Consider the following 18,488-nt stretch of genomic DNA (forward strand, 5'->3'; position numbering starts at 1 on the left):
CCCGGGGCGCCGGGGCAGCCGCGGCCGCTGCCGGTCGAGGAGGCCGCCCGGCTCGTGGCGCGGGGCAGCGGCGAGGCCTGAGCCCGTCCCGGGAGCGGCCCGGCGCGGCCCCGAGCAGCTCTGCGGGGCTCAGCCCCGGCCGGCGGCCAGGTGCGCCTGGCGCAGGACCTCGCTGATCCGCGGCTCGGGGACCGCGTCGTGCTCCTCCGCCCAGCCGCGCACCTGGCGCTGACCGAACCAGGTGACCTCGAGCCGGCGGAACACGCCGTGCCACCGGTGCCCGGCCAGGGCCGAGACCGCGAACCCGGCGTCCACGACGAGCCGGCACAGCAGCACGGGGAGGTGGCGCGGCTCCCGGCGGCCCGCGTCCCGCAGGATGGAGCCGGTCGTGGCGCCTTCCCAGGGCTGCAGCACGACCGGCGGCAGCGCCTCCCCGTGGCGCCCGACCCGGGAGACGAACTCGGCCAGGGCGTGCACGGACGTCACCGGGGTGGGCGCGCCGCCGTCGCCGGCCACCGAGCTCAGCGGCGAGGACGCGAAGCGGGCCAGCCGCGCGGTGGTGCGCCGGCCGGAGCCCTGCACCGAGGTCGCGCGCAGCACCGTGATCGCGGGTGCTCCGTCCTCGCCCGCCCAGTCGCGGCGCAGCTTCAGGAGCGCGCTCTCGCCCAGGGCCTTGGAGAAGGAGTAGGGGGAGAACGGCCGGACCGTGGGCGTCTCGTCGAGGACGTCGACGTCGCCCTGGACGGCCGCGGAGCTGACGTGCACGATCCGGCGCACGCTCGTGCGGCGCGCCGCGAGCGCCACGAGCACCGGCAGCAGCGCGTTCGCCCCCACGAGGGACTCCTCGTGCGTCTGGTCCGGGGCCGCCAGGCCCGCCGCGTTGACGACCACGTGGGCACCGGCGAAGGACTCGGCGAGGTAGTCGATGACGGACTCGAGCCGGCCGGCCTGCTGGAGCAGGTGGTGGACCGTGCGCGCCCCGGACCCCAGCCGCGGCGCGGAGACCGGGACCACCGTCTGGCCGTCCGCCTGCAGCCGGGCCACGGTCGCGGAACCCACGAACCCCGTCGCTCCCAGGACTGCCCACGTCGTCGATGTCACGGTGCTTCCTCTCTGCCGGTCGCTTCCGGTCGCCGTCGTCCGGGCCCGGATTCCTGCGCTCATCGTACAGACCGGCCCACCGCCGGGGCGGGGCGACGCGGCCCGCCGGCCCGGCCGTCCGGGCGCCGCTTGCTAGACTCGGCACGTTCCGGCGCCCGCCCGCGGCACCGTGCCGGACCCCGCACCCGTTCCCGCACTGCCCGTCACCGCACAGCCCGTCACCCCCTGGAGGAGCCGCATGCCGTCCGACCCCACGCCCACCCCCACGGTGGCGGTGGCCTGCGTGACCCAGGACCGGCACGAGGACGTCCTCGCGCTCGTCGCCGCGCTGCGGGAGCAGACGGTGCCCGTCGCCTCCCTGTGCCTCGTCGACGCGGGGCGCGAGGCGCTGCCGCGGGAGGTGCTCGAGGAGGCGATCGGCGGCCGGTTCGCGCTCGAGCTCGTGCGCTCCCTCGCCAACCTGGGCGGGGCCGGCGGGTTCTCCCTCGCGATCCTGACCGCGCTCGCCACCGGTGCCGACCGGGTGTGGCTCATGGACGACGACGCCCACCCGGAGGGCCCCGACTGCCTCGAGATCCTCCTGCAGGAGGCCGCGCGGCGGGAGCTGTCGGTCGTCTCCCCGCTCGTCGTGGCACCCCAGGACCACGGCGCGCTGGCCTTCTCCTACCGCCTCGAGGGGCGGATGACCCACTCCCGGGCGGACCTGGAGCCGCTCGGCTTCCTGCCCGGCTACGCCACCTTCTTCAACGGCGCCCTGATGGCCGAGCACGTCTTCTTCACGGTCGGGCTGCCGGACCTCAAGCTCTTCCTGCGCGGCGACGAGGTCGACTTCCTGGTGCGGCTGCGCCGCTCCGGGCTGCCCTTCGGCACCACCACCCGCACCGCCGTGGCGCACCCGCCGGGCTGGGACGAGGAGCACGTCGTGGTCCCCGGCCGGCTCAAGGTCGTGGTGCCCGGGACGGAGTTCAAGCGCGAGCACTTCTTCCGCAACCGGGGCTGGACCACGTGGCGGTACAAGCGGGTCGTCCAGCTCGGGGCCGACCTCGTCGGCTACCCCCTCTTCTACCTCCGCCGGCGGGACGTGCGCGGTCTCGCGTCCTGGGCGAGCCGCTACGCCGGCGGGATGCGCGGCCGCGGCTTCGGCGGGCCGCGGTGACCCCGTGAGCCCGCACCCCCCGCTCGAGTTCTCCGTGCTCATGCCCGTCTACCGCGCCGACACCGCGGAGCGGGTGCGCCGGGCGGCCGAGTCGGCCACCGTCGAGCAGCGGCGCCGGCCCGCCGAGCTCGTCGTCGTGCGGGACGGCCCCGTCCCTGCGGCGCTGGAGGCCGAGCTGGACCGCCTGGTGCGCGAGCTCCCCGTGCCCGTGGTGCGGGTCGACCTGGAGCGCAACGAGGGCCTCACCGCGGCGCTCACCGCCGGCCTGGACCGGTGCCGGCACGACGTGGTGGCCCGCGCCGACGCCGACGACGTCTCCTACCCCCGCCGCTTCGCGGTGCAGCTGCCCGTGATCGAGGCCGGGGCCGACCTGGTGGGCTCGTCGATGCACGAGATCGGCGACGACGAGCGGACCCCGATCGCCCTGCGCCGCGCACCGGTGGGGGAGCGGGACATCCTCTCCGTCTCCCGGCGCCGCAACCCCGTGAGCCACCCGACGGTGGTGTTCCGGCGCTCGGCGGTGCGGGCGGCCGGCGGCTACGAGCACGTGCCCCTGGCCGAGGACTACTGGCTGTGGGTGCGGATGCTGCGCGCGGGCGCCGACGTGCGCAACGTGGCCGAACCGCTGGTCGGCTACCGGGTCTCGGCGGGCTCCTACGAGCGGCGCGGCGGATGGCGCGTGCTCCGCGCGGAGCTCGCCCTCCAGGCCCGCCTGCGCGGGATCGGCCACGTCGGGTTCCTACAATGGGTGCGCAACGTGGTGGTGCGCGGCGGCTACCGGTTCGTCCCCACCCGGCTCCGGGAGCTCGCCTACCGGGCCATGGTCGGCGCACCCCGCCGCTGACCGTCCCGCACCGGCACCCTCCCCGCCCGGCCCCCCGGCTCCGGCACCGACCACGAAAGGAACTTCTGCGATGAGTGGTTCGCCCGAGCGCACCGCCGGCACGGCGGTGCCCCCCGGGGGTCCCGCCGCGGGGTTCCCGCCCCGCGGCGCCCCGCAGGACAGGCCCGTGGCGTGGCTGTGGATCCAGATGCTGCTGGACTCCGTCGCCTGGGTCGTGGCCCTCGTGCTCGCCCTGGTGCTGCGCTACGAGATGGAGCTCCAGTTCATCAGCGCCCCCGGGCTGCTGCTGGTGTCCCTCGTGGCCGTGGCCGCCCAGCTCGTCGTCGGCTTCTCCTTCGCCCTGTACAAGGGGCGGTACTCCTTCGGCAGCTTCGACGAGGCCAAGCTCCTCGTGGTGGTCACCCTCATCGTCACGGCCGTGGTCCAGGTGCTGCTCCTGGTGGTGGGCACGAGCATCGGCATCCCGCGCTCCACCGCCCTCATCGCGTTCCCCTTCGCGTGCCTGTTCATGGCCGCCTTCCGCTACCTCAAGCGGATGTACCAGGAGGCCTCCGCCCGTCCGGGCGCCTCCGCCCAGCACGTGGTGGTCTACGGCGCCGGCTACCTCGGGACCTTCCTCATCCAGCGGATGATGCAGGACCCGCACTCGGAGTTCCTGCCCGTGGCCCTGCTCGACGACGACCCCGCCAAGAAGCACCTGCGGATCTCCTCCGTGCCCGTGCTCGGCACCCTGCACGACCTCCGCGACGTCATGGCCCGCACCCGCGCCTCGGTGCTGATCGTGGCGATGTCCGGCGCGGACCCCCGGATCATGCACCGGGTCGCGGACGCCGTGGCCGGCACCGGGATCCGGGTCATGACCATGCCCCCGCTCGGCGAGGTGCTCACCGCCAAGCACCAGGGCGCGGACTTCCGGGACATCAGCATGGAGGACCTCATCGGCCGCCGCCCCGTCGACATCGACGTCGAGGAGATCGCCGGCTACGTGAAGGGCCGCCGCGTCCTGGTGACCGGCGCCGGCGGCTCCATCGGCTCCGAGCTGTGCCGCCAGCTCGTCGGCTTCGAGCCCGCCGAGCTGATCATGGTGGACCGCGACGAGTCCGCGCTGCAGGGCACCCAGATCTCCATCACGGGGCGCGGCCTGCTCGACGGCCGCGACACCGTCCTCGCCGACATCCGCGACCCGGAGTCCGTCGGGGCGATCTTCCGCGACCGCCGCCCCCAGGTGGTCTTCCACGCGGCCGCACTCAAGCACGTGTCCCTGCTCGAGCAGTACCCGGACGAGGCGTGGAAGACCAACGTCGTCGGTACCCTCAACGTGCTGCAGGCCGCGGAGGAGGCGGAGGTCGAGGTCTTCGTCAACATCTCGACCGACAAGGCCGCCAACCCCACCACGGCCCTGGGCCACTCCAAGCGCGTCGCCGAGAAGCTCACCGCGTGGATGGCGGACCGCACCGGGCGCCGGTACGTCTCGGTGCGCTTCGGCAACGTCTTCGGCTCCCGGGGCTCGATGCTCCCCCTCTTCACCGAGCAGATCCGGCAGGGCGGCCCGATCACGGTGACGCACGCGGAGGCCACCCGCTACTTCATGACCATCCCGGAGGCCTGCCAGCTCGTGATCCAGGCGGGGGCGATCGCCCGCGGCGGCGAGGTGCTGATCCTGGACATGGGCGAGCCCGTGCGGATCATGGACATCGCCGAGCGGCTGCGCGTGATGAGCGGGCGCGAGGACATCGAGATCGAGATCACCGGGCTGCGCCCGGGGGAGAAGCTGCACGAGGACCTCATCGGCCTCGGCGAGAAGGACGAGCGGCCCTTCCACCCCAAGATCTCCCACGCGCGCGCCGACCGCCTCGACCCCGCCCAGCTGGACCGGCACACCTGGAAGGTGCGCGGCGGCATGGTCTACACGGGCACGATCCCCGTCGTCAGACCGTCCACGCAGCCGCCGCCCACGTCGGTCCAGCGCCCGCGCAGCTCCTCGGGACGGGCGTCGTGAGCCCGGCCCCGGTCGTGCTGCTCCCCGCCGGGCTCGACCTCACCGACCCGGGCGCCGCCCCCGACCCGGAGGAGCTGCGCCGGCTCGGGGAGCTCGTCCTCACGGTCGGTGTCCCTGCCCTCGTGCTCAGCCTCCTGCTGCCCCTGGCCGTCAAGCCGCTGCTCGCCCGGTGGGGCGTGCTCGACGTCCCCAACGAGCGCTCCTCCCACCACCGCACGGTCGTGCGGGGCATGGGCCTGGCCGTGGCCCTCGCCGTGCTCGCCGCCTACGGCTCCGCCCTGCTCACCGGCGCGATCGAGGTCGACCGCTCCGTCGCGCTCGTGGTCCTGGCCGTGACCGGGCTGTTCGCCGCCCTCGGCTGGGCCGAGGACTACCGGGGCGTGTCCGTGCGGGCGCGCCTGGCCGCGCAGCTGGGCATCGGCCTGGCCGCCACGGCCGTCCTGGTCGCGGTGCTCGGCACCTCCGCCTGGTGGCTGCCCGTGGGCACCCTCGCGATCGCCGCCTACGTGAACATGGCCAACTTCATGGACGGGATCAACGGCATCTCGGGGCTGCACGGCCTCGCCGCGGGGCTGCTGTACGCCTGGGCCGGCGCCTCCAACGACCTGCCGTGGATGATCGCCGCCGGCCTGGCCGTGGCGGGCGGCTTCGCCGGGTTCCTGCCCTGGAACCTCGGCCGCGGCACCGTGTTCCTCGGCGACGTGGGCTCCTACCTGCTGGGCGGCTCGCTGGCCGGCATCGCGGTCGCGGCCTTCCTCTCCGGCGTCTACGTCGAGTACCTCCTGCCCCCGCTCGCGGTCTACGTGGCCGACACCTCCGTGACCCTGCTCCGCCGCGTCCGCGCGGGGGAGGCCTGGTACCGGCCGCACCGCCAGCACGTCTACCAGCAGCTCACCGACGTGGGCCTGTCCCACACGGGCTCCGCGCTCGTCGTCACGGCCGCGACCGTCCTCGTCAGCGTCGCCTCGGTCGTGGGCCTGCGCACGGGGCCCGTCGCCACGGCCGTGGCCGGCGCGTTCGTGCTGGCGGTGCTCGCGCTCTACCTGGTGCTGCCCGCGCTGCTCGGGCGCCGTGCGGGCGTCCGCTCCCGGACGGGGACCCGCCCGTGAGCGCGGCCCTGCTCAGCGTCCTGCTCGGCGCGGGGCTGATCGCCGCGAGCCACCTGGTGACCGTGCTCGTGGCGCGGGCCACCGCCGGGACGGACGGGCCGGTCGCCGCCCCCGTGCTCGCCGCGACGTACGTGCTGAAGGTGCTCCTGCTCGGCTGGGTCCTGCTCACCGTGCCGGCCCCCGGCTGGCTGGTCCCGGGCTGGGGCGCGGCCGGGGTGCTGGCCGCGCTCGTCGTCTCGCTGGCGCTCGCGGCCCGCGCCGGCGCCCGCGGCACCCGCACCGCCCTGGAGCCGGTGCTGGAGGCCCGGCGGCGGGCAGCGGCCGAGCACCCGGACGGCCCGGGCGCACCCGGCCCCGCCGGCGACGGCACGCGCGACGGCAGGACCCCGGACGACAGGAAGCAGGACGACCATGAGCACGGACGACCATGAGCGCGGATGACCGCGACGACCCGGCCCGCCCGGACGGGACGCCCCCGCCGGAGGAGGGCCCCGGGGCCCCGCAGGACGGGCCCGGGGAGCGCCCCGGACTGCGCACCGCGGGGGAGCTCGTGGAGGGCGGAGGTCTCTCCGGAGGTCTCACGACACTCCTCTACGTGGTGATCGGGATGGGGTTCTGGAGTTTGGTAGGGTGGGGTGCGGATCGCGTGCTGGGAACCCGGTGGATCGTGGTCCTGGGAGCGTGCATCGGCGCCGCCTCCGGGATCTACGTCGTGTACCTCCACATGCAGGAGGGGTTGCGTCGCAGCCTGACCTCCGATGGGCGAGATCCACACAACCCGCACCAGTCCGGCCCGGACTCGGCGCCCCGACCGTGACCACCGGCCAGAGCACTGCAGAAAGGACCCGCATTGAACGCCGCCCTCATCAGGCTCCCCGCCACCGGAGGATTCACCGCCCCGACCGTCGAGGAGATGCACCTGCCGCCGTTCTTCGCGCTGGGCACCTTCGAGTTCGGCAAGCAGACGCTGCTGATCCTCCTGTCGGTCGTCCTGATCGCCGGCTTTTTCATGTGGGCCATCCGCCGCAACGCGCTCGTCCCGTCGAAGTCGCAGTACCTCGCGGAGAGCGGCTACGGGTTCGTGCGCAACCACCTCGGCCGGGACATCATCGGTGAGAAGGAGTTCCGCCCCTACGTCCCGCTGCTGTTCACGTTCTTCTTCTTCATCCTGGTGAACAACCTGTTCGGCTCCATCCCGGTGCTGCAGCTGCCGACCCTCTCCCACGCGGGCTCCGCCTACGTCCTGGCCGGCATCGCCTACGTCACCTGGGTCTTCATGGGCATCAAGCGCCACGGCCTCGGCGGCTTCATGGGCAAGATGACCATGCCGCCGGACGTCCCGAAGCTGCTCTACATCTTCCTCATCCCGATCGAGTTCCTCTCGAACCTGATCATCCGCCCGGTCACGCACGCCCTGCGTGTGTTCGCCACCATGTTCGCCGGTCACCTCGCCCTGATGGTCGCGGCGTCCATGACGGGCTACCTGCTCTCCCAGGCCAGCGCCATCAGCGTCGTCGCCCTGGGCTCGACCGTGCTCGGCGTGTTCATCTACTTCCTGGAGATCCTGATCCAGGTCCTCCAGGCCTACATCTTCACCCTCCTCTTCGCCGTGTACGTCCAGGGTGCCCTGCAAGAGGGCCACTGACGCCGGTGGAGCAGCCCCGGCCCCGGCCGGACCCCGCAGTCCATCCTCGAAATGTTCAGAGCCGACACGGCTACGACGCCCGGCCCCCGGGCACCTAGAAAGGAAATACCCCTCATGACTGGTTCGCTCAGCGCTATTGGTTACGGTCTGGCTGCCATCGGCGGTGGCATCGGCGTGGGTCTGATCTTCGCCGCGTACATGCAGTCCGTCGCCCGCCAGCCCGAGTCGCAGCGCGTGCTCCAGCCGATGCTGTTCTTCGGCTTCGCCGTGGTCGAGGCCCTCGCGATTCTGGGCTTCGTGCTCGCGTTCATCGCCTGAGTGCCTGACCAAGTACACGTCCTTCTGAGAGAACAGGAATCGCGCACATGACACTGTTGCTGGCAGCCGAGGAAGGGGCGAACCCCCTCTTCCCCAACGTCTGGGAAATGCTGATCACCGGCATCGGGTTCCTGATCCTGCTCTTCCTCGTCGTCAAGTTCGTCGTGCCGGCGTTCGAGCGGGTCTACCGTGAGCGCACCGAGGCCATCGAAGGTGGCCTGGCCAAGGCGAAGGCCGCGCAGGCCGAGGCCGCCGCCGCCCGCGACGAGTACAACCAGCAGCTCGAGAGCGCGCGCCTGGAAGCTCAGAAGATCCGCGAGGAGGCCCGCCTCGAGGGGGAGAAGATCCTCGCGGACTTCAAGGACCGGGCGAACGCCGAGTCGGCGCGCATCACCGAGAACGCCCACCGCACCATCGAGGCAGAGCGCTCGGCGGCCGTGGTCTCCCTGCGCAACGAGGTGGGCGCCCTGGCGACCACGCTCGCGGCGAAGATCGTGGGCGAGTCCCTCGACGACGACGCCCGGTCCAACCGGGTGGTCGACCGTTTCCTCGCCGACCTCGAGCAGGAGCAGGAGCGGAACGCAGGTGCGGCGCGGTAATGGCAGACGCAGCGAACGAATTCACCCAGCAGAGCGCTCGTGAGGTCGAGCGCTGGGCCGGCTCCGCCAGCCCCGCGCTCGCCCGTGAGCTGTTCGCCGTGCTCGCCATCCTCGACGAGAATGGCGCCCTGCGGCGCGCGCTGGCCGACCCCTCCTACGAGGGGCCGCGGCGCGAGCAGGTCGTGCGCCGGATCTTCGCCGACAAGGTCTCCCCGGACGCCGTGGAGATCGTCGCGCACCTCGCCGGTCGGCGCTGGAGCGACGACCGCGAGTTCGCCGACGCCCTCGAGCACGCCGGGGTGTCCCTCACCGCGGCGTCCGCCGAGAACCGCGCCGGACTCCAGGGGCTCGAGCAGGTCGTGGACCAGTTGATCGCGTTCAAGGGGGTGCTGGACGGCTCGCACGAGCTGCAGCGCGCCCTCAGCGACCAGCGCGCCGGGGTCGAGGCCAAGACGCGACTGGCGCACCGGCTGACCCCGGGCGCCTCGGACGAGGCACTGCTCCTCGTGGAGCAGGCCGTGCTCTCGCCGCGCGGAGCCCTGGTCGGCCGTCTGGTCGAGCGCTTCGCGGAGGAGGTGGCGGCCCGCCGGCAGCGGTGGATCGCGCACGTGACCACGTCGCGACCGCTGACCGAGGACCAGCGCGGCCGGCTGCAGCAGCAGCTGAACTCGCTGTACGGCAAGGACCTCAAGCTCACCGTGGACGTCGATCCGGCGCTGCTCGGCGGGCTCAAGGTGCAGGTCGGCGAGGAGGTCATCGACGGTTCCGTCGCGGCCCGGCTCGACGAGCTGCGCCAGCGGATCGGCGCCTGAGCGCCGGGGGCGCCCACGCCGCCGCCGCGGGCGGGCGCCCCACCGGCCGAACGGCAGCAGCCGGTGGACCAGCGCAGCGTTCCGCCACAGATTTGGACTCACGGTCACCGCTGACGGCAGTGATCACGAACTAGGAGAGCAGGGACAGGACATGTCCGAAGTCACCATCAATGCCGACGACGTCCGTAGCGCGCTGAGCGAATTCGCCGCGTCCTACGAGCCCGGCACCGCAGAACGAACCGAGGTCGGCCGCGTCAGCAGCGCCTCCGACGGCATCGCGCGGGTCGAAGGCCTGCCCTCGGTCATGGCCAACGAGCTGCTGCGCTTCGAGAACGGCGTCCTCGGCCTCGCGCAGAACCTCGACACCCGCGACATCGGCGTCGTGATCCTCGGCGACTTCCGCGGCATCGAGGAGGGCCAGGAGGTCCAGCGGACCGGGGAGGTCCTCTCCGTGCCCGTGGGCGACGCCTTCCTCGGCCGCGTGGTCGACCCGCTGGGCACGCCCATCGACGACCTCGGCCCCATCGAGTCCGAGGGCCGCCGCGCCCTCGAGACCCAGGCGCCCGGCGTGACCATGCGCAAGTCGGTCCACGAGCCCCTGCAGACCGGCATCAAGGCCATCGACGCGATGATCCCGATCGGCCGCGGTCAGCGCCAGCTCCTCATCGGCGACCGGCAGACGGGCAAGACGGCCATCGCCGTGGACGCCATCCTGAACCAGCGCGCCAACTGGGAGTCCGGCGACGTCAACAAGCAGGTGCGCTGCATCTACGTGGCCGTGGGCCAGAAGGCGTCCACCATCGCCGGCGTGCGCCAGACCCTCGAGGACAACGGGGCCCTGGAGTACACGACCATCGTGGCGGCCCCCGCCTCCGAGGCCGCCGGCATCAAGTACCTCGCCCCCTACGCCGGCTCGGCCATCGGCCAGCACTGGATGTACGGCGGCAAGCACGTGCTCATCGTCTTCGACGACCTGTCCAAGCAGGCCGAGGCCTACCGTGCGGTCTCGCTGCTGCTGCGCCGCCCGCCGGGACGCGAGGCCTACCCGGGCGACGTGTTCTACCTGCACTCCCGCCTCCTCGAGCGCTGCGCCAAGCTCTCCGACGAGCTGGGCGCCGGGTCGATGACCGGGCTGCCGATGATCGAGACGAAGGCCAACGACGTCTCGGCGTTCATCCCCACCAACGTCATCTCCATCACCGACGGCCAGATCTTCCTGCAGTCGGACCTGTTCAACGCCAACCAGCGCCCGGCCGTGGACGTGGGCATTTCCGTGTCCCGCGTCGGCGGCGCCGCGCAGGTCAAGGCCATGAAGAAGGTCTCCGGCACGCTGAAGCTCGAGCTGGCGTCCTACCGCTCGATGCAGGCCTTCGCGATGTTCGCCTCCGACCTGGACCCCGCGTCCCGGCAGCAGCTGACCCGCGGCGCCCGGCTGATGGAGCTGCTGAAGCAGAAGCAGTACACCCCGTACCCGGTCGAGGACCAGGTCGTGTCCATCTGGGCCGGCACCAACGGCCACCTCGACGAGGTGGAGGTCGCCGACGTGCTCGACTTCGAGCAGGCCCTGCTGGAGCACGTGCGCCGCACCACCAACGTGATGGACTCCATCGTCGGCTCCGGCAAGCTCGAGGACGACGCCGTCGCCGCGCTGGAGACGGCCGTCGCCGAGGTCAAGCGGGACTTCCGGGGCACCAAGCACGGGATCGAGCCGGGCCACGAGGAGCACGAGCCCCTCGACGCGTCCGCGGTCGACCAGGAACGGATCGTCAGGAAGTAACCGGTCGGTCCGGTGCGCCGCCGCGGCGGCGCACCGGGCACGGTGACGAAAGGAAGTCACATGGGAGCGCAGATTCGGGTCTACCGGAACAAGATCGCGTCGACCAAGTCCATGAAGAAGATCTTCAAGGCCATGGAGATGATCGCGACCTCGCGCATCAACAAGTCCCGACAGGGTCTGCAGGCGGCGCGTCCCTACGCGAACGCGCTGACCCGGGCGGTCTCACAGGTCGCCACCCAGCACAACGTCTCCCATGCCCTGACCACGAGGGCCGACGAGGTGCGCCGGTCGGCCGTGGTGATCATGACCTCGGACCGCGGTCTGGCCGGGTCCTACTCGTCCAACGTGCTCAAGGAGGCCGAGGGCCTGCTGGAGCTGCTGCACGGGGAGGGCAAGGAGACCAAGGTCTACCTGATCGGCCGCAAGGCCCAGGCGTACTTCGACTTCCGCAGCCGTCCGTACGAGCGGAACTGGACCGGGGACACGGACAACGCCCGGCCGGACCGTGCGCGGGAGCTGCGCAAGGTGCTGATCGAGGACCTGGAGACCGCGTACGAGGACGGCGGCGTCGACGAGATCCACCTCGTCTACACGTCGTTCCAGTCGATGGTCGTCCAGGAGCCCCGGGTGCTCCGGCTGCTGCCGCTCGAGGTCGTGGACGCCAACGCGCTGACCGACGAGGTCGCCCGGGAGTTCGAGGAGCTGGAGGAGCCCGACAGCACCTTCGAGTTCGAGCCGAACCCCGAGGAGTTCCTCGACGCCGTCCTGCCGCGCTACATCGACGCCCGACTCTTCGCGAGCCTGGCGCACGCAGCCACCAGCGAGCTCGCGGCCCGGCAGCGGGCGATGAAGGCGGCCGGCGACAACGCCGACGACCTCATCAAGAAGTACACGCGCCTGATGAACAACGCCCGCCAGGCCGAGATCACCACCGAGCTCACCGAGATCGTGAGCGGCGCCGAGGCCCTGTGACGGGCCGTCCCGGCGATCCAGCAAGTGTCCACCACGAACAAGTGAAGTGAGAGATATGACTGCCACCATCAGCGAACAGGCCGGGCAGCCGGTCTCGGGCGGTGCCACGGGACGCATCGCCCGGGTCATCGGGCCGGTCGTCGACGTCGAGTTCCCCGAGCACGCCGTGCCCGGCATCTACAACGCCCTGACCGCCCAGTACGAGCTCAACGGCGAGAAGCGGACGATCACGTTCGAGACCGCCCAGCACCTGGGCGACAACATGGTCCGCGCGATCGCCCTGCAGCAGACCGACGGCCTGGTGCGCGGCACCGAGGTCAAGGACTCCGGCGAGCCGATCTCCGTGCCCGTGGGCGACGTGGTCAAGGGTCACATCTTCAACGTCCTCGGTGAGGCCCTCGACGTCGAGACCTCTTCCCTGGAGATCACCGAGCGCTGGCCGATCCACCGCAAGGCGCCGTCCTTCGCGGAGCTCGAGGGCTCCACGGAGATGATGGAGACCGGCATCAAGTCGATCGACCTGCTGACCCCCTACATCAAGGGCGGCAAGATCGGCCTGTTCGGCGGCGCCGGCGTGGGCAAGACCGTGCTCATCCAGGAGATGATCACGCGTGTGGCCCGCAACTTCGGCGGCACCTCGGTCTTCGCCGGCGTGGGCGAGCGCACCCGTGAGGGCAACGACCTCTGGGTCGAGATGGAGGAGGCGGGCGTCCTCAAGGACACCGCCCTCGTGTTCGGCCAGATGGACGAGCCGCCGGGAACGCGTCTGCGCGTGGCCCTGACCGGGCTCACGATGGCGGAGTACTTCCGCGACGTGCAGAACCAGGACGTGCTGCTCTTCGTCGACAACATCTTCCGCTTCACCCAGGCCGGCTCGGAGGTGTCGACCCTGCTGGGCCGCATTCCCTCCGCCGTGGGCTACCAGCCGACGCTGGCGGACGAGATGGGCGTGCTCCAGGAGCGCATCACCTCGACCCGCGGCCACTCGATCACCTCGATGCAGGCGATCTACGTGCCCGCCGACGACTACACCGACCCGGCCCCGGCCACGACGTTCGCCCACCTGGACGCGACCACCGAGCTCTCCCGTGACATCGCCTCCCGCGGTCTGTACCCGGCGATCGACCCGCTGACCTCGACCTCGCGCATCCTCGACCCGCAGATCGTGGGCCAGGAGCACTACGACGTCGCGATCCGCGTCCGGTCGATCCTGCAGGAGAACAAGGAGCTGCAGGACATCATCGCGATCCTCGGCGTCGAGGAGCTCTCCGAGGAGCAGAAGGTCGTCGTCTCGCGCGCGCGCCGCATCGAGCAGTTCCTCTCCCAGAACACCTACACCGCCAAGCAGTTCACCGGTGTCGAGGGCTCCACGGTCCCGCTCGCCGAGACCATCGAGGCGTTCGGGAAGATCTGCGAGGGCGAGTTCGACCACGTGCCGGAGCAGGCGTTCTACAACGTCGGCGGTCTCGACGACGTCATGCAGCAGTGGGAGCAGATCAAGAAGCGGACCGGTGGCAAGTAGTCATGGCTGAGATGATCGTCGAAATCGTCTCCCTCGAGCAGGCCGTGTGGACCGGCACCGCCCGGATGGTGCGGGTCCGCACGTCCGAGGGCGACATCGGTATCCTGCCCGGCCACGAGGCCGTGGCCGGCATCCTCAAGCCCGGCGACTTCGCGGTGGACCCCGTGGACGGCTCCCGGCTCGAGGGCACGATCGACGCCGGCTTCGTGTTCGTCGACAACGACCGGGTGACGATCGTGGCGGACAACGTGGAGCTGCCCGGCGCCGCCGCCTGATCCCGCCCGTCCGCGCGGGGCCCCGCCCCGCGCGCCCAGCACATCGCGGCCTCCGCACCACCGGTGCGGAGGCCGCGGCCGTACCCGGGGCCCCGCAGGGACCCCGGCGAGACCGCCCAGGAGAGTGGATGGAAGAGAAGATCGTCGTGCACGGACCCACCGCGGTCAACGGCACCCTGCGCGTCTCCGGCGCGAAGAACAGCGTGCTGAAGCTGATGGCGGCGACTCTGCTGGCCGAGGGCGAGTCGACCATCACGAACGTCCCCGAGATCCACGACGTCACGATCATGGCGGAGCTGCTGCGCCGGCTCGGCTGCGGGGTGGTCTACGAGCGCGCCGAGAAGACCGTCCGCATCGACGTCCCGGCGGTCCTGCACCACCAGGCGGACTACGACCTGGTGCGGGCGATGCGCGCGTCGATCTCCGTGCTCGGTCCGCTGGTCGCCCGGTGCCACGTGGCCGAGGTCGCCCTGCCCGGCGGGGACGCCATCGGCTCCCGCGGCCTGGACATGCACCGGGCGGGCCTCGAGGCGATGGGCGCGGTGCTGCAGATCGAGCGCGGCTACCTCGTGGCGTCCGTGCCGCGCAGCCTGCGCGGGACGCACTTCCGCCTGGACTACCCCTCCGTGGGCGCCACGGAGAACCTGATGATGGCGGGGACGCTGGCCGAGGGCACCACCGTCATCGACAACGCGGCCCGCGAGCCGGAGATCGTGGACATCGGGCGGATGCTGCAGGCGATGGGCGCCCGGATCGAGGGGCTCGGCACGAGCACCGTGACGGTCGCCGGGGTGGCGTCCCTGCGCCCGGTGGAGCACCGGACGGTACCCGACCGGATCGTCGCGGGCACCTGGGCGTTCGCCGCGGCCGTGACCGGGGGGACGGTGGAGATCGAGGGCGCGGAGCCCGGCCACCTGACCGTGGTGCTGGACAAGCTGCGCTCCGCGGGCTGCCGCGTGGACACGGACGGGGGCCGCTTCGTGGTCGCCGGACCGCGGCGGCCGCGGGCGATCAACGTGTCCACGCTGCCGTACCCGGGCTTCCCCACCGATCTGCAGCCGTTCGTGGTGGCCCTCAACGCGGTGGCCGAGGGCTCCGGCATGGTCACGGAGAACGTCTTCGAGGCCCGCTGGGGCTTCACGGCCGAGCTCGAGCGGCTGGGCGCGAGCGTGCGCCTCGACGGCCACCACGCCCTGGTGGCGGGGATGCCGGTGCTCTCCGGGGCGCCGGTGGAGGCCATGGACATCCGGGCGGGCGCGGCCCTCGTGATCGCGGGCATGGCCGCCGTCGGCACCACGGACGTGAGCGGCGTCCAGCACGTCGACCGCGGCTACGAGCACTTCGTGGAGCAGCTCGGGGCCGCGGGGGCCGCCGTCGAACGGCACCTGGTCGGCACCGCGTACTGAGCACGCCGGCACGACGGAGCCCCGCACCCGGGACGGGTGCGGGGCTCCGTGCTCAGCCGGTGCGCGGGAAGCGGATCAGATGAGCGTGACGCCGGTGGCCTGCGGGCCCTTCTGGCCCTGGCCGATCTCGAACTCGACGCGCTGGTTCTCCTCGAGGGTGCGGAAGCCGCCCGACTGGATCTCCGAGTAGTGGACGAAGACGTCCGAGTCGGAGTCGTCGGGGGTGATGAAGCCGAAGCCCTTTTCGGCGTTGAACCACTTGACGGTGCCCTGGGCCATGAAGATCTCTCCTTGCGAGATGGTGCGAAACGTGTGCACAGGTCGTGCACTGAAGGGCGGTACCACGAGATGAGCCGAGGGCCGCGGTCTCCGTTCCCGAAGGAGGAGGACCAGGGCCAGGGTCGAACGTCACGCTCGCTTACCCGTTCTGCGAGCATGCAAAACATGGAACGAAGAACACGTTCAGCTTCACACACTCCCCGGGGGCGGTCAACGTTGTTCGCCTGCTGATCATCGCGTGTTGCGGGCTGTTCGCCGAGCGCGTGACCCCGGCGGCGCCCGGCGCGGACCCGGGCCCGCGCCGGTGGGCCCGGGGGAGCGGGCTCAGAAGAGGCGCGAGCCGCTGTCGTCGAGCCCGCGCATCTCGTCGTAGTCGAGGGTCAGGCACGCGATGCCCCGGTCCTCGGCGAGCACCCGGGCCTGGGGCCGGATGAGCTGGGCGGCGTACACCCCGCGCACGGGCGCCAGGAGGGGGTCCCGGTTGAGCAGCTCGAGGTACCGGGTGAGCTGCTCGACGCCGTCGATGTCGCCGCGGCGCTTGAGCTCGACCGCCACGGTGGCGCCGGCGGCGTCGCGGGCCAGGATGTCCACGGGCCCGATCGCGGTGGGGTACTCGCGCCGGACCAGGGTGTGCCCCGAGCCCAGGCGGTGGATCTGCTCGGCGAGCAGGCGCTGCAGGTCCGCCTCGACGCCGTCCTTCACCAGCCCGGGGTCGGTGCCCAGCTCGTGGGAGACGTCCTCGTGGATCTCGAACACCTGGATGACGAGGCGGTCGTCGCTCTTGGCGGCCTGGACGGTCCACGTCTGCAGGACGCCCTCGGCCGCGAGCTCGGCCTCCGGCTCGCCGACGTGCAGGCGGGCGGGCGGGCTCATCCAGTTCAGGGGCTTGTAGCTGCCGCCGTCCGAGTGGACGAGCACGGAGCCGTCCGCCTTCACGAGGAGGAGACGCCGGGCGGCGGGCAGGTGGGCGCGCAGACGCCCTTCGTAGTCGACGGAGCAATCGGCAATGACGAGACGCACGCGGACCAGCCTAGCGCTCCGCGGGACCCGGCCCGGACCCGGAGGCCTCCGCTGTGAGACGATGGCGCGGTGCCACGCTCCAACCACTCCTCCCGACGCCGCCACGGCGGCCCCGGCAGCGGCCCGCGCGCGAGCAAGTGGCAGCGCGGCGCCGCCCAGGAGCCGTGGTCGGTCGAACGCGTCCTGGAGCCGGCGCCCACGGTGGAGCGCTCGGCGGACGGGGACTGGCTGGTCCGCCACGTCCGGCCCGCCAACGCGGTCAAGACCTACACCTGCCCCGGCTGCGGCCGGTCGATCCCGCCGGGGATCGCGCACCTGGTCGTCTGGCAGCAGGACTCCCTGCTGGGGGCGCGCAGCGCCTTCGAGGACCGCCGCCACTGGCACGAGCGCTGCTGGCGCACCCGCCGCTGAGCCCGGCCCCGCCCGGCGCGGCCGCCGTCACGGCGTCACGCCGGGAGCGGACACGCGGGCGCACCGGTGGCCGAGCCGCCCCCGGCGGCCGATAATCGTGGAAGACCCGCGGCGCCCGCCGGGCGCCGTCCCGCCGCCGGCCGCCGCCCCGGCCCGGCGGACCGGACCACCGATCCCGCCCCGACACCGACGGCCCAGCGGACCGCCGTGCCCGTCGACGAGCCCTCAGGAGACGCCCCGTGAACGAGTTCCAGCACCAGCAGCCCCGCCGCACCGCCGAGACCGCTCCGCCGCCGCAGGAGGCCCCGCTCCCGTCGTCGGTGCGGGGCGCGGTGGACCTGGGCGCCGTGCCCGCCGCCGGGCCGGGCGGGCAGCCCGCGGGGGAGGGCCGGCCGGGCGGGTACCGCCGGGAGGTGACGGCGGCGGACTTCCAGGAGGTCGCCGAGCTCTCCACCCGGGTCCCCGTGGTCTTCGCCCTCTGGGCCCGCTTCAGCGAGCAGTCCGTGGCGTTCACCGACACCCTGGAGCAGGTCGTGGACCGCTACCGGGGACGGCTCCTGCTGGCCTCCGTGGACGCCGAGGCGGTCCCCGAGATCGCGCAGATGTTCCAGGCGCAGTCCGTGCCCACCGTGGTGGCGCTGCTCGGCGGGCGGCCCGTCCCGCTGTTCAACTCCACGGTCCCGGCCGAGCAGGTGACCCAGCTGCTGGACGAGCTGCTCGCGCTAGCCGAGCAGAACGGGATCACGGGCACCGTGGAGCCCGTCCGCCCCGACGACGAGCCGGAGCCCCTGCCCCCGCTGCACCAGGAGGCCGTGGACGCCCTCGAGGCCGGGGACGTCGACGCCGCCGAGGCCGCCTACCGGAAGGCGATCGCCGAGAACCCCGGGGACCGGGAGGCGAAGCTCGCCCTCGCCCAGGTGCACCTGCTCCAGCGGGTGCTGCCGCTGGACGCCGCGACGGTCCGCGCCGAGGCCGCCGCCGCCCCGGAGGACGTGGCGGCGCAGCTGGCCGTCGCCGACCTCGACGTCTCGGGCGGCCACGTGGAGGACGCCTTCCGCCGGCTGCTGGACCTGGTGCGGCGCACCGCCGGGGAGGAGCGGGACGCCGTCCGGCTGCGCCTGCTCGAGCTCTTCGACGTGGTGGGCGCCGAGGACCCGCGCACGGTGACCGCCCGGGGCGCCCTGATGCGTGCCCTGTTCTGAGCCCCCGCCCCTGACGCCCCCCCATGACCGCCCCGCCCGCA

Annotated in this window: 20 protein-coding genes; 17 read left to right on the plus strand and 3 right to left on the minus strand. The window is 72.6% G+C overall.

Translation table 11 applies throughout. The annotated features are described in order from the left end of the window. Positions 1-129: 129 nt before the first annotated feature. Positions 130-1,101, minus strand: a complete 972-nt coding sequence (locus CK505_RS16020; RefSeq protein WP_031283606.1) for an NAD(P)-dependent oxidoreductase — start codon at positions 1,099-1,101, stop codon at positions 130-132. Between the two features lie 238 nt (positions 1,102-1,339). Here CK505_RS16020 and CK505_RS16025 point away from each other — a divergent pair, with 238 nt between their 5' ends. The 15 genes from CK505_RS16025 (at position 1,340) to murA (ending at position 15,535) form a co-directional block, all read left to right on the plus strand. After that, the gene (locus CK505_RS16025) at positions 1,340-2,257 is read left to right on the plus strand and encodes a glycosyltransferase (protein WP_095651708.1); all 918 of its coding nucleotides are present in this window, start codon (positions 1,340-1,342) and stop codon (positions 2,255-2,257) included. A gap of 4 nt (positions 2,258-2,261) precedes the next feature. Next, entirely contained in the window at positions 2,262-3,101 is an 840-nt protein-coding gene (locus CK505_RS16030) for a glycosyltransferase (RefSeq protein ID WP_095651709.1), read from the plus strand. Between the two features lie 187 nt (positions 3,102-3,288). Further along, positions 3,289-5,100, plus strand: coding sequence for a nucleoside-diphosphate sugar epimerase/dehydratase (locus CK505_RS16035; protein WP_229588638.1), 1,812 nt, complete (start codon positions 3,289-3,291; stop codon positions 5,098-5,100). Further along, complete coding sequence (locus CK505_RS16040) at positions 5,097-6,209, plus strand: glycosyltransferase family 4 protein (protein WP_229588636.1); 1,113 nt, start codon at positions 5,097-5,099, stop codon at positions 6,207-6,209. Before CK505_RS16035 ends, CK505_RS16040 begins: the two co-directional genes overlap by 4 nt. Next, entirely contained in the window at positions 6,206-6,640 is a 435-nt protein-coding gene (locus tag CK505_RS16045) for a hypothetical protein (RefSeq protein WP_095651710.1), read from the plus strand. The genes CK505_RS16040 and CK505_RS16045 overlap by 4 nt, the downstream gene beginning before the upstream one ends. Continuing rightward, positions 6,637-7,026: an AtpZ/AtpI family protein gene (locus CK505_RS18970; protein ID WP_017833263.1), complete on the plus strand. Its 390-nt coding sequence runs from the start codon at positions 6,637-6,639 to the stop codon at positions 7,024-7,026. Before CK505_RS16045 ends, CK505_RS18970 begins: the two co-directional genes overlap by 4 nt. A 33-nt stretch (positions 7,027-7,059) precedes the next feature. Continuing rightward, on the plus strand, positions 7,060-7,854 hold the full coding sequence (gene atpB / locus CK505_RS16055) for a F0F1 ATP synthase subunit A (RefSeq protein WP_017833262.1): 795 nt from the start codon (positions 7,060-7,062) through the stop codon (positions 7,852-7,854). 114 nt (positions 7,855-7,968) lie between these two features. After that, entirely contained in the window at positions 7,969-8,172 is a 204-nt protein-coding gene (atpE, locus tag CK505_RS16060) for an ATP synthase F0 subunit C (protein WP_017833261.1), read from the plus strand. Positions 8,173-8,219: 47 nt separating this feature from the next. Then, the gene (locus tag CK505_RS16065; protein WP_031282934.1) at positions 8,220-8,771 is read left to right on the plus strand and encodes a F0F1 ATP synthase subunit B; all 552 of its coding nucleotides are present in this window, start codon (positions 8,220-8,222) and stop codon (positions 8,769-8,771) included. Next, a complete protein-coding gene (locus CK505_RS16070; protein ID WP_095651711.1) occupies positions 8,771-9,583 on the plus strand; it encodes a F0F1 ATP synthase subunit delta in 813 nt (270 codons plus the stop codon). The genes CK505_RS16065 and CK505_RS16070 overlap by 1 nt, the downstream gene beginning before the upstream one ends. Before the next feature lie 151 nt (positions 9,584-9,734). Further along, complete coding sequence (gene atpA / locus CK505_RS16075) at positions 9,735-11,360, plus strand: F0F1 ATP synthase subunit alpha (protein ID WP_095651712.1); 1,626 nt, start codon at positions 9,735-9,737, stop codon at positions 11,358-11,360. Between the two features lie 60 nt (positions 11,361-11,420). Next, positions 11,421-12,332: a F0F1 ATP synthase subunit gamma gene (locus CK505_RS16080; RefSeq protein WP_017833257.1), complete on the plus strand. Its 912-nt coding sequence runs from the start codon at positions 11,421-11,423 to the stop codon at positions 12,330-12,332. A gap of 55 nt (positions 12,333-12,387) precedes the next feature. Continuing rightward, positions 12,388-13,854: a F0F1 ATP synthase subunit beta gene (gene atpD, locus CK505_RS16085; RefSeq protein ID WP_017833256.1), complete on the plus strand. Its 1,467-nt coding sequence runs from the start codon at positions 12,388-12,390 to the stop codon at positions 13,852-13,854. 2 nt (positions 13,855-13,856) lie between these two features. After that, positions 13,857-14,129, plus strand: a complete 273-nt coding sequence (locus CK505_RS16090) for a F0F1 ATP synthase subunit epsilon (protein WP_095651713.1) — start codon at positions 13,857-13,859, stop codon at positions 14,127-14,129. Positions 14,130-14,257: 128 nt separating this feature from the next. Then, positions 14,258-15,535, plus strand: coding sequence for a UDP-N-acetylglucosamine 1-carboxyvinyltransferase (gene murA, locus CK505_RS16095; protein WP_017833254.1), 1,278 nt, complete (start codon positions 14,258-14,260; stop codon positions 15,533-15,535). Between the two features lie 75 nt (positions 15,536-15,610). On the opposite strand, the gene CK505_RS16100 is transcribed toward murA, so the two are convergent. Beyond that, positions 15,611-15,814: a cold-shock protein gene (locus CK505_RS16100; protein WP_017833253.1), complete on the minus strand. Its 204-nt coding sequence runs from the start codon at positions 15,812-15,814 to the stop codon at positions 15,611-15,613. Positions 15,815-16,138: 324 nt separating this feature from the next. Continuing rightward, positions 16,139-16,834 (minus strand): endonuclease NucS, encoded by a 696-nt coding sequence (gene nucS, locus CK505_RS16105; RefSeq protein ID WP_031282930.1) that lies wholly within the window; start codon positions 16,832-16,834, stop codon positions 16,139-16,141. Positions 16,835-16,903: 69 nt separating this feature from the next. Between nucS and CK505_RS16110 the strand changes: the two genes are divergently transcribed. Both CK505_RS16110 and CK505_RS16115 read left to right on the plus strand, forming a co-directional pair. Continuing rightward, the gene (locus tag CK505_RS16110; protein ID WP_017833251.1) at positions 16,904-17,245 is read left to right on the plus strand and encodes a hypothetical protein; all 342 of its coding nucleotides are present in this window, start codon (positions 16,904-16,906) and stop codon (positions 17,243-17,245) included. Positions 17,246-17,484: 239 nt separating this feature from the next. Beyond that, on the plus strand, positions 17,485-18,447 hold the full coding sequence (locus CK505_RS16115; RefSeq protein WP_017833250.1) for a tetratricopeptide repeat protein: 963 nt from the start codon (positions 17,485-17,487) through the stop codon (positions 18,445-18,447). Positions 18,448-18,488: the final 41 nt, after the last annotated feature.

Origin of the sequence: Kocuria sp. WN036 (assembly GCF_002287015.1) — a bacterium.
Lineage (GTDB): Bacteria > Actinomycetota > Actinomycetes > Actinomycetales > Micrococcaceae > Kocuria > Kocuria rosea.

Coding starts and splice junctions, on each gene's coding strand:
- CK505_RS16025 (WP_095651708.1), top strand. CDS start 1,340: ATGCCGTCCGACCCCACGCCCACCCCCACGGTGGCGGTGGCCTGCGTG.
- CK505_RS16035 (WP_229588638.1), top strand. CDS start 3,289: ATGCTGCTGGACTCCGTCGCCTGGGTCGTGGCCCTCGTGCTCGCCCTG.
- CK505_RS18970 (WP_017833263.1), top strand. CDS start 6,637: ATGAGCGCGGATGACCGCGACGACCCGGCCCGCCCGGACGGGACGCCC.
- atpE (WP_017833261.1), top strand. CDS start 7,969: ATGACTGGTTCGCTCAGCGCTATTGGTTACGGTCTGGCTGCCATCGGC.
- CK505_RS16065 (WP_031282934.1), top strand. CDS start 8,220: ATGACACTGTTGCTGGCAGCCGAGGAAGGGGCGAACCCCCTCTTCCCC.
- CK505_RS16070 (WP_095651711.1), top strand. CDS start 8,771: ATGGCAGACGCAGCGAACGAATTCACCCAGCAGAGCGCTCGTGAGGTC.
- atpA (WP_095651712.1), top strand. CDS start 9,735: ATGTCCGAAGTCACCATCAATGCCGACGACGTCCGTAGCGCGCTGAGC.
- CK505_RS16080 (WP_017833257.1), top strand. CDS start 11,421: ATGGGAGCGCAGATTCGGGTCTACCGGAACAAGATCGCGTCGACCAAG.
- atpD (WP_017833256.1), top strand. CDS start 12,388: ATGACTGCCACCATCAGCGAACAGGCCGGGCAGCCGGTCTCGGGCGGT.
- CK505_RS16090 (WP_095651713.1), top strand. CDS start 13,857: ATGGCTGAGATGATCGTCGAAATCGTCTCCCTCGAGCAGGCCGTGTGG.
- murA (WP_017833254.1), top strand. CDS start 14,258: ATGGAAGAGAAGATCGTCGTGCACGGACCCACCGCGGTCAACGGCACC.
- CK505_RS16100 (WP_017833253.1), bottom strand. CDS start 15,814: ATGGCCCAGGGCACCGTCAAGTGGTTCAACGCCGAAAAGGGCTTCGGC.